This window comes from Mycobacterium sp. E3305, assembly GCF_001666785.1.
Classification (GTDB): Bacteria; Actinomycetota; Actinomycetes; order Mycobacteriales; family Mycobacteriaceae; genus Mycobacterium.
This window is the reverse complement of the sequence record NZ_LZJA01000202.1, coordinates 1-9,630: the sequence shown is the minus strand read 5'-3', so window position 1 is coordinate 9,630 and position 9,630 is coordinate 1. Positions and strand designations below refer to the sequence as shown.

At 68.8% G+C, this 9,630-nt stretch carries 8 protein-coding genes and 1 pseudogene; 5 read left to right on the top strand and 4 right to left on the bottom strand.

Annotated features, from left to right (window positions below; all coding sequences use genetic code 11):
* Positions 1–1,115, bottom strand: a 1,115-nt coding sequence (locus tag A5701_RS19105; RefSeq protein WP_231972857.1) for a serine/threonine-protein kinase, incomplete at its 3' end; no start/stop codon positions are given.
* A 39-nt stretch (positions 1,116–1,154) separates the two neighbouring features.
* Here A5701_RS19105 and A5701_RS19100 point away from each other — a divergent pair.
* A pseudogene (locus tag A5701_RS19100) lies at positions 1,155–1,964 on the top strand (sensor domain-containing protein); the annotation flags it as partial.
* Between the two features lie 35 nt (positions 1,965–1,999).
* Here the strand turns inward: A5701_RS19100 and A5701_RS19095 are convergent.
* Both A5701_RS19095 and A5701_RS19090 read right to left on the bottom strand, forming a co-directional pair.
* Positions 2,000–2,584, bottom strand: coding sequence for a hypothetical protein (locus A5701_RS19095; protein WP_067757210.1), 585 nt, complete (start codon positions 2,582–2,584; stop codon positions 2,000–2,002).
* 292 nt (positions 2,585–2,876) lie between these two features.
* Positions 2,877–4,022, bottom strand: a complete 1,146-nt coding sequence (locus A5701_RS19090; protein WP_156670166.1) for an adenylate/guanylate cyclase domain-containing protein — start codon at positions 4,020–4,022, stop codon at positions 2,877–2,879.
* Between the two features lie 36 nt (positions 4,023–4,058).
* Here A5701_RS19090 and A5701_RS19085 point away from each other — a divergent pair, with 36 nt between their 5' ends.
* Entirely contained in the window at positions 4,059–4,610 is a 552-nt protein-coding gene (locus A5701_RS19085) for a DNA-deoxyinosine glycosylase (RefSeq protein ID WP_067757199.1), read from the top strand.
* On the opposite strand, the gene A5701_RS19080 is transcribed toward A5701_RS19085, so the two are convergent.
* Positions 4,605–5,996 (bottom strand): amidase, encoded by a 1,392-nt coding sequence (locus A5701_RS19080; protein ID WP_082950288.1) that lies wholly within the window; start codon positions 5,994–5,996, stop codon positions 4,605–4,607. The two genes, A5701_RS19085 and A5701_RS19080, sit on opposite strands and share 6 nt — an antisense overlap.
* Positions 5,997–6,043: 47 nt before the next feature.
* Between A5701_RS19080 and A5701_RS19075 the strand changes: the two genes are divergently transcribed.
* The 3 genes from A5701_RS19075 to A5701_RS19065 all read left to right on the top strand — a co-directional run.
* Positions 6,044–6,472, top strand: a complete 429-nt coding sequence (locus A5701_RS19075) for an HIT family protein (protein WP_067757213.1) — start codon at positions 6,044–6,046, stop codon at positions 6,470–6,472.
* A gap of 10 nt (positions 6,473–6,482) precedes the next feature.
* Entirely contained in the window at positions 6,483–6,929 is a 447-nt protein-coding gene (locus tag A5701_RS19070; protein ID WP_067757193.1) for a nitroreductase family deazaflavin-dependent oxidoreductase, read from the top strand.
* Positions 6,930–7,019: 90 nt separating this feature from the next.
* Positions 7,020–9,630: GGDEF domain-containing protein (locus tag A5701_RS19065; protein WP_231972856.1), on the top strand; the 2,611-nt coding region annotated here is incomplete at its 3' end.

The following is a 9,630-nucleotide window of genomic DNA, read 5'->3' as shown; positions in this document are numbered from 1 at the left end:
CGGCTGCCAAAGTGGCCCCCGTTCGTACCAGTCTTCCCCTTCGCGGAGTAACGAGCCGGAGTAGCGGTGGCCGTCGGTGGGGTGGCGGCCGGGATGGGGCCGCTTTCGGGCCGCCAGGCCGGGGCGCCCTGCGCGGGCACCGGGGTGGAGCCGGGCGGCGGATTGGGCGGCGGCGTGCTGGCGGCCGAGGTCGGTGGCGGCGGGGGAGGTGTCACGACGGTGCCGGGCAGGGTGGCTTCTTGGCTACGGCGCAAGATGGTCGCGGCGTGGTCTTGGTCGGGGTCGCTGAGCGCTTCGTGGGCGGCCAGGGCCAGGTCGCCGGCGCTGGCGTAGCGGTCGGCGGGTTTCTTGGCCATCCCGCGGGCGATCACCGCATCGAAAGCCTTGGGAATCCCGGGCCGCAACGCGCCGGGCTGGGGGATGGGATTCATGGTGTGGGCGGTGACCAACGCCCCCGCGCTGCTGGATGTGTACGGCGGTGAGCCGGTGAGGCATTCGTAGAGCACGCAGGCCAGGGCGTAGATGTCGGCGCGGTAGGTGACTTCGGCGTTGGAAAAGCGTTCCGGGGCCATGTATTTCCACGTCCCGACCGCGGTGCCCAACTGGGTGAGCTTTTCATCGGTGGTCGCGCTGGCGATGCCGAAGTCCACCAGATAGGCGAAATCATCGCGGGTGACCAGAATGTTTTGCGGTTTGACGTCGCGGTGCATCACCCCGGCGGCATGGGCGGCATCCAACGCCGAGGCGATCTGGGTGATGATGGCCACCGCGCGCGGTGGGGCCAGCGGGCCGAAGCGTTTGAGCACGCTGTCCAAGTCGGTGCCCTCGACCAGGCGCATCTCCAAAAACATCTGCCCGTCGATTTCGCCGTAGTCATGGATGGGCACCACGTGCGGTTCCTGCAAACGACCGGCGGTGCGGGCTTCGCGCTTCATCCGCTCCCGAAACACCGGGTCCTTGCTGAAGGTCTCCGAGAGCAGCTTGACCGCGACCGTCCACTCTTTGACGGTGTGCTCGGCCTCATAGACCTCGCCCATCCCACCCCGGCCCAACAGCCGCTTTAGGTGATAGGGCCCGAAATCCGTGCCCACCCGCGAGGCCTGCTCATCACTCATCGCTGATCCTTGTCACCCAACCACCACAGCACCGACACCCCACAATTGCCGGGCGCACCACCCTATTACCAAGCCCCCGGCCCCAATTGGGGCGGCCCCCCACCACACGCCCCGCACCAATTCACCGGCGCACCCGCCTGGAACCAACCCCCACCCAAACGACGCAACCCCTGGCCCATCATCGCCGGTGTCGCCGCACTGGTCGTCGTCGTCGCCGCCAGTGCCGTGGGCATCTGGTTTCTCGTGCGACCCAAGCCGGCGCCGGCACCCGACCCGATACCCGCCGAGCGCCTCAGCGCGCTTCTGCTCGGCGCCTCGGACGTCAACTCCGTCATGGGATCGTCAACCATGGAGCCCGGCAAGCCCATTCAGTCGATGGACACCTCGTCGCTGACGGTGTCGCAGCCCGACTGCCAGGGCGCGCTGTACACCACCCAGAGCCCGGTGTACTCGGGCACCGGTTACTCAGCGGTGAGCGGGCTGGTGTCGTCGGAGCCGGGAGACAACTACGACCATTGGGTCAATCAGGCCGTTGTCCTGTTCCCGTCCGCCGACAAGGCGAAGGCTTTCCTGGAGACCTCGGCGGGAAAGTGGAAGGGCTGCGCGGGCAAGACGGTGACCGTGACGAACAAGGGCAAGACGTATCGGTGGACGTTCGCCCAGATTCAGGGCGACCCGCCGAAGATCGCGGTGCTGGACACCCAGGAGGGCGCCGACGGCTGGGAGTGCCAGCGCGCGATGAGCGCGGCCAACAACGTCGTCGTCGACGTCAACGCCTGCGGATACCACATCAGCGATCAGGGCACCCAGATCGTCGACAAGATCGTCGCGAAAGTCGACAACGGGTAGCGAGCCCTAAACCCAAGGCGCAGCGCGCTTTTCGCCTACGACTGGAGGTCCGGCCCTTCGGCGCGCAAGTCGTCGACGGCCGACATGGCGTTGCGTAGCTTGGCAAGCCATTCTTCGGCGTGTTCGCCGACCAGCTTGACCGACCAGGCGAGGGCGTCGGCACGCGACCGGGCGACGCCGGCGTCGACCAGCGTGTCGAGCACTTGCCGTTCCGGTTGCTTCAAGCGCGTCATCACCGGTACCGCGATGTGAGTGAACAGGATTCGCTCCGAGCCGGATTTCGACCCGACCTCGACGCCCCAGGAAACCTTGCGGCCATAGCGATCCTGCGCCTCGTCGGCGATGCGCATTCGCTCCGAACGGGTTTCCTCGCGGAACCGCGACGCGCGTCCTTCGGCGCGGGCCTCGCTTTCTTCCTTCTCCGAGCCCTCGAGCTCAGGCAGCCGTCCGAGGACGGTGATCTCTTCGCGGTCGACGACGACCGTCGGATCGCCGTCGAACCAGCTCTCGGGCAGGCGTCCGGCGAACCATTCGGCGGCGTCGCTGGCGTCGGGTTGCTGGGCCTGCTGCCAGCCGCCGGGGCGGCCGTAGCGCCGGCCGTGCGTGTGGTGCGATTTCATAATTACATGATTACATCGTTGCACGTGCAAGGGAACCGTGTTCGCCCCCGGCGAACCCGTCGCCACGACGCGGCCCCGCGCCAAGCCCCGATCCGACTGCCCAAAAACCGTTGATATGGGCTGATCAAAGTTGTATTTTTGGTAGCGAAGCAGGCCCGGAAACGACCAATTCCAAGCGCCGGAAGTCAGGGTAGAAAACCGGCCGCGTAGGACCCGCGCATGACGGAGTCAAACGCCCCCTAGTGTCGTCCGGGCCTGCCCATGTCGGCAGCATTCCGGCAGCATTCCCATATCAGTCGTCGCCGTTGGATCCGTCGCCGCGACGAATCCGGAACAGCTTCACCTCGTTCTTGATGCCTTTGAGGCGGCGCGCACCGGCGAACGAGCCGTTGAACTCGCCGGTGTCACCGACCGTCTCCCAGACCGAATCCGCCGCGAGCACGGTGCCCGGGCGCGCCACGCTGGTGACCCGGCTGGCGACGTTGACCGGGCTGCCGAACCAGTCCCCCGCCCGGCTCACCGCCATGCCGGAGGCCACGCCCGCCCGCAGCCGCGGGAAATCGTTGTCCGAGTCGACGGCGTCCACGAGCTTCAAGACCACGTCGAGCATGGGCAGCGGGTCGGGGCAGACGAACATCACCGCGTCGCCGATCGTCTTGATGAAGCGCACGGGCGGGACCGTGACGTCTCGGGCCAGCGCCGCGAGCCGGTTGGCCAGATGCCCCAATTCCTCCGCGGAAACCACCTCGCCGATCCGGGTGAAACCGACGAGGTCGGCGAACGCGACGGTGATCGCGCGCGCCCCCGGCAGCGGCTGGCCGGCGGCGCGCTCCGCGGCGTTGACCGCCTCGGTCTCCATCATGTGGCGCAGCTGCAGGAACAACATGTGCTGGATCATCGGGCCCAGCTGCGGTGCGATCTCGCTCACCAACGCCTTCGAGGCCTTCGCGATTTCGAGCTCGGTGGCGCCGGGCCGCATGATCGCCGAGAGGGCGGTGTAGCGCATGACCTCGGCCGCGCGCGACAGGCCTTCGGCGAGGACCCGGACCACCAGCACCACCTGCTCGGCGTCCAGGCCCAGCTCGACGAAACGCTGGGCGTAGGCGGCGGCTTCACCGTCGGCGCGCATATGGACGACGGCGTCGGGGTCGTCGATTCGCGCCAGACCGATCGCCCGCTGCACCTGCTGCAGCAGGCCCAGGTCGATGCCGTGGGTCTCGCTGATCTCCCGGGTGGACACGTAGGTGCCGTCGTCACCGATGAGGTGGCGGGTCGCCAGCAGCAGTGGCGGATTGGTCGTCCTGATCTCCTCCGGAGTGATGCCCTGCTCCAGGAGCCACTCCACCAATTCCGCCCGCTCGGTGCGTGCGCTGCCCTCGAGTCCGTCGAGCAGATCCTCGATGTGCGGGCCGGCGCCGTTGTGACCGTCGTCCTCCACTTCGCCAACGTACAACGCGCGCCATGATGTGAAGCGATGAGCGCACCACTGTTGCGGGGATTCCCGCCTGTCGTCGACGAGCGCGCCCGCGTGCTGATCCTGGGGTCGTTTCCCAGCGTGCAATCCCTGGCGGTGGGTCACTACTACGCCAATCCGCGAAATGCGTTCTGGCCGATCACCGCAGAGCTGTTCGGCTTCGACCCGGCCGCGCCCTACGAAACGCGGCTGGCCGCGCTGCAATCGGCCGGTGTGGCCCTCTGGGACGTGGTGCGCGCATGCCGCCGCGCCGGCAGCGCGGACTCGGCGATCGAACCGAAAAGCTTGGTGGTCAACGACTTCCGCGGACTGTACGCTCGGTATCCCGCCATCGCGCGGGTGTACTTCAACGGCGCCAAGGCCGCCGAGCTTTACCGCAGGCTGGCCCAGGCCGACGAGCGGGTCCAGTACCGGCGGCTGCCGTCCACGAGCCCGGCGCACGCCGTGCCGGCGGACACCAAGCTGGCCGCCTGGCGCGAAATCGCGTCGAACGCGAGCGCGGCGAAGCCCGGCGATGGGGCCGGCGCAATCGATGAGGCGCAGCCGTTATGACACCGGCGGACGGCGGTGCGCCCACGGCCGGGCGGATTCGATCTGCGCGGCCAACGACAACAGGGTCGCCTCGTCGTAGGGGCGGCCCACCAGCTGCACGGCGATCGGCAGGCCGTCACCGTCGAAGTCCCACGGCACGGCCGCGGCGGGTTGGCCGGTCAGGTTCCAGACCTGTTGGTAGGGCACCCGCTGCGCCACCGCCAGCAGCGTCCACACCGCGCCGCGGCGTTGGTAGGCGCCGATGCGCGAGGGGCCGGTCGCGTTGCCCGGCGTGAGGACGACGTCGACGTCGTCGAAGATCGATTGGATCCGGGCGGTCACCGCCGGCTCCGCCTCGCGGAGGGCGGTCATGCGGTGATCCGAGAAGAACGAACCGGCGCGCGCCAGGTTGCGGGTCCGGGCTTCCAGGCGTTCGGGGTGCGGTAGCGAATCGGCGTCGTCGCTGATGCCGCGCAGATAGCGCGGCAGGTAATTGGTCATGATGGCCGACGGTGGATAGTCGGGGTCGGCGGTGATCACCTCGTGGCCCAGGTCGCGCAGCAACGCGCCGGCCTGTTCGACCGCCGTCAGCTGCGGCTTGCCGACCCTGACCGGCAGCGGCGTCGGCGACTTGGTGCTCAGGGCGATCCGCAGCCTTCCGGGCGCACGGGTCGCCGCCGCCACGAACTCACCCTCGGGCCCCGGCACCGTCGACGTCGCATCGAGAAACATCGCGGCATCGAGCACCGAGCGCGCCAGCGGACCGTTGACACTCAGCCCGTGCCAGGCATCGTCGTGGGGCTCCAGCGACACCCGGTCCCGTTGCGGTTTGACGCCGAACAGGCCGCACCAGATCGCCGGAATGCGTATCGAGCCGCCACCGTCGGATCCCAGCGCCAGCGGAGCGAGGCCCGCGGCCACCGCCGCGGCGCTGCCGCCACTGCTGCCGCCCGGGGTGCGCCTGGGGTTCCAGGGATTGCGGGTCGCGCCGAAGGTCAGCGATTCGGTGTAGGGGAACATCATCAGCTCGGGCACGTTGGTCTTGCCGATGATGACCGCGCCCGCCGCGCGCAGCCGGTGCACCACCTCCGCGTCGGAGTTCGCGGCGGGCCGGTGTCCGCCGCTGCCGTACGTCGTCACCTCGCCGGCGACGTCGACGTCGTCCTTGATCGCGATCGGCACGCCGAGCAGGGGAAGCCGCTCGCCGGCGTCGAGGCGGTCCTGCGCGACGGCGGCCTCATAGCGCGCGCTGTCGGCGAGCACCACGCGGTAGCAGCGCAGCTGGCTGTCGATCCGCGCGATCCGGTCCAAGTAGATCTCGAGCAGCTCGGGCGCCGTCAGTTCACCGTCGGCCAGCATCCTGACCTGAGCGGCGGCGCCGGCAAAAGCCACGTCGCGAGCGTCCACTGCGGCAGCGTATCCCCCGCATCGCACCGGCCAGTACCGTGGGCGACATGTCCTGCGTGTTCTGTGCGATCGTCGCCGGGGAGGCCCCGGCCATCCGGATCTGTGAAGACGACGACTACCTGGCCATCCTCGACATCCGGCCGTTCACCCGCGGCCACACCCTGGTGATTCCCAAGCGGCACACCGTCGACCTCACCGATACACCCCCGGAAACACTGGCCGGCATGGTCACCATGGGTCAGCGGATCGCCCGCGCCGCCCGCGCGACGGAGTTGGCCGACGCGACCAACATCGCCATCAACGACGGCAGCGCCGCCTTCCAGACGGTGTTCCACATCCACCTGCACGTGCTGCCCCGGCGCAACGGCGACAAGCTGTCGGTCGCCAAGGGCATGCTCCTGCGCCGCGACCCCGACCGGGACGCCACCGCGCACATCCTGCGATCGGCCCTGGCCCGCATCGACGCCAGCCAGTAATACTGGGCGAATGGCATTTCCGTCCTGGGTTGAGCAGGGTTTACTGCCCCAGATCCTGCGCGTACACGACGCCGTCTATCGAAAGTCGAACGGCTGGATCGGCCACCGCATGCTGCTGATACCGAGCCTGCTGTTGCATACCGTGGGCGCCAAGACGGGACAGCGCCGAACCGCGGCGCTCACCTACGCGCGCGACGGAGACGACTACCTCATCGTCGCCTCCAAGGGCGGCGACCCCCGGGCACCCGGCTGGTATCACAACCTGCGCAAGCATCCGGATGTGGAAATCAACGTGGGGCCAAAGCGTTTGGCGGTAACCGCCCGCGCCGTGCTGCCCGACGATCCCGACTACCCGCGGCTATGGCAGATCGTCAACAAGAACAATGGCGACCGATACACGGCCTACCAGAAGAAAACGTCGCGGCCGATCCCGGTTGTGGTACTCACGCGGCGTTGACCCCGAACGCCGCGTGGAGGTTTATTCTCCTGTAACGCGCGGTGAACTCCTCGGTTGCTCACCACACGGCGCCGATCGGCTGGAGCGGGCATGAAACCCTGGGCGGGAAATCCGTGGCGGCGGTTAGGGCTGCCCGCGCGTCTGGGTTGGGCCGTGCTCGGCAGCTACGCTCTGGCGGCCGCGCTGGTGGTCACGTCGTCGCTCGCCGGCTGGGAGGGCGCCTACGCGACCCGGCCGGTGGACGAGATCGTGCTCGCGCTGTGTCTCCTGTTCGGGGCGGCATGCGCGGGCCGCGCGGCCTGCTCCGCGACCGGACGGCACAGGTTCGGCTGGCTGGCGATGCTGATTGCCCTGGTGGGCTGGGCGGTCGGCGAGGTGATCTGGGCCGTCTACGAGGCGCGTCCGGTACTCGCCCACGTCACACACCCGGCCAAGGCCGAGATCGTGCTGCTGCTCTGGCCCTTCGGCGCCATGGCCTCGCTCGCGCTCTTGTCGCGCGTGTCCCGCCACAGCCCGCGGCGACTGCTGCTCGACGGGCTGATCGTGGCGACCTCCCTGTTCGTCGTGTCGTGGGCCTTGGTGCTCGACAAGGAGCTGCGGGTGGAAAGCGGCCCGCGGCTGGCAACGGTCGCCGAGGTATTCAACGACGTCGTCCTACTGACCATCGCCATCCTGCTGCTGGCACGCGGCGTGACCGGAGACATTCCCAGCCGCAATCTGCTGGCGGGCGGAGTGGCAACGATCAGCGTCGCCGACATCGCGACGGTGTTCAGGAGCGGGGTCGGCACCTACCAGGTCAGCGCCGTGGCGGACCTGGGCAGGGTGGCCGGTTTGGCAATGATCGCGCTGGCCGCGCTCGCCAGCCTCAACGAGTCGCCGCTGCCGGCGTCACGCGGCGAGCAGATCCGCTCGCGCACCCGCCTGTGGTTGCCCTACCTGCCACTCGTGATTGCCTCCGCGGTCGGACTCGCCCACGCGGTGGGGCTGATGGCGCATGGGCCGCTGCTGTTCGCGCTGGGAATCCTGGTGGCCGCGGTGCTCGCGCGGCAGTTCGTGGTCCTGATGGAGAACCAGAGCCTGTTGTCGGAGGTCGCGCGGGAAGCTTTCCGCGACAGCCTGACCGGACTGGCCAATCGGGCCTACTTCCTGCAGCGGCTGGAGGAGGCCGTCGCCCGTCGACAACTCGACGCCGTACCCATCGGGATGCTGTTCTTAGACCTCGACAATTTCAAATCCGTCAACGACGCCCTCGGTCATCCCGCCGGTGACGAACTGCTGGTCCAGGTGGCCGCGCGGCTCACCGCCACCTTGGGCGACAACTGCGTCACCGCTCGCCTCGGTGGTGACGAATTCGCCGTGCTGCTCGAGGGTTCCGTCGAGGACTTGCGCGAGGCGGCGCATCGGGTTCTCGAGGCGTTCCACACCCCGATCCTGGTGGACGGCATTCCCATCCCGGTCCGGCCGAGCGTCGGCTTCACGGTGGCCACGGCCGATTCGGAGTGCAGCGTCGAGCAGCTCCTCCGCCACGCCGACCTGGCCATGTATACGGCCAAACGCGAAGGCGGCCAATGCGTTCGCAGCTTTGTGCCCGATTTGCCGCTCGCGTACTCGTTTTCGGTCGACCAGCTGACCGCGTCGTCCCCGGTGGTGGACGCCGTGGTGGAGGCAAGCACCGCCCCGAAGCTCAGACGAGCCGCCGACCTGACGGCGCCAAAACGGGCGCAGCCACAGGATGGCCGCGACGGCGTTCGATGGCCACCGACGGCGATCCGGATCGCGCTGGCCGCCTTGGCGATTGGCGTGCTCGCCTTCACCGCGGCCAGCGCCCTCTTCCCGGATGCCAGCCACAGCGTCTTCTTCGCCAAATCCCTGTATTCGGCGTTGAACCTGGTGGCGGCCGGCTTGATCGCCCTTCGCGCATACCGCCTCAGGGCCGACCGGGTCGCGTGGTCGATGATCGCAACCGGGATGGCGCTCTCGGCGCTCGGTGACGTCGTCTATGCGTTGTGGGTACCCAACGCCCATTCGCCGTCGGTCGCCGATCCCGAATACCTGGCGTTCTATCCGTTCGTCTTCGCCGGGATTCTGCTGCTGATGCGGTCGCACCTGAAGCGGGTGCCGATGCCGATCCGCCTCGATTCTTTGGTGTGCGCGCTGGCCATCGCCGCGCTGGCCGCCGCGCTGCGGGCCGGACCCATGCACGCCGCCGCGGCCAAGACGCCGGCCACCGTGCTGGTGGGTCTCGTCTACCCGTGGGGCGATCTGGTGCTGCTGGCTCTGGCCGTTGGGATGCTGCCAGTCCTGGGCTGGCGCAGCGAGTTTCGCTGGGGATTGCTTGTCGCCGGGCTGGTGGGCTTTGCGGTCGCCGACACCGCGTACCTATTCGAGACCTCCGCGGGTTCGTACCGGGTGGGCACCACGCTGGACGCACTCTGGCCGGCGTCGTCGCTGCTGGTGGCGATGGCCAGTTGGGCCCGGTCGTCGTCGGCGATACCGGCCGCGCGGCGACCGCGACGAGGCTCAGCGCCGCGAGCGTCGAAGCGAGCCGTGAGTTGTGCCCCAGGATGGCGACGCCGAGCGCCACGACGGTGCACGTCACCGGCACCGCGTAGGAGCCGAGTCCGCGCCGCGCGGCCGGTATCGCCGACGACGACCGGGCCCAACTGGCCATCGCCACCAGCAGCGACGACGCCGGCCAGAG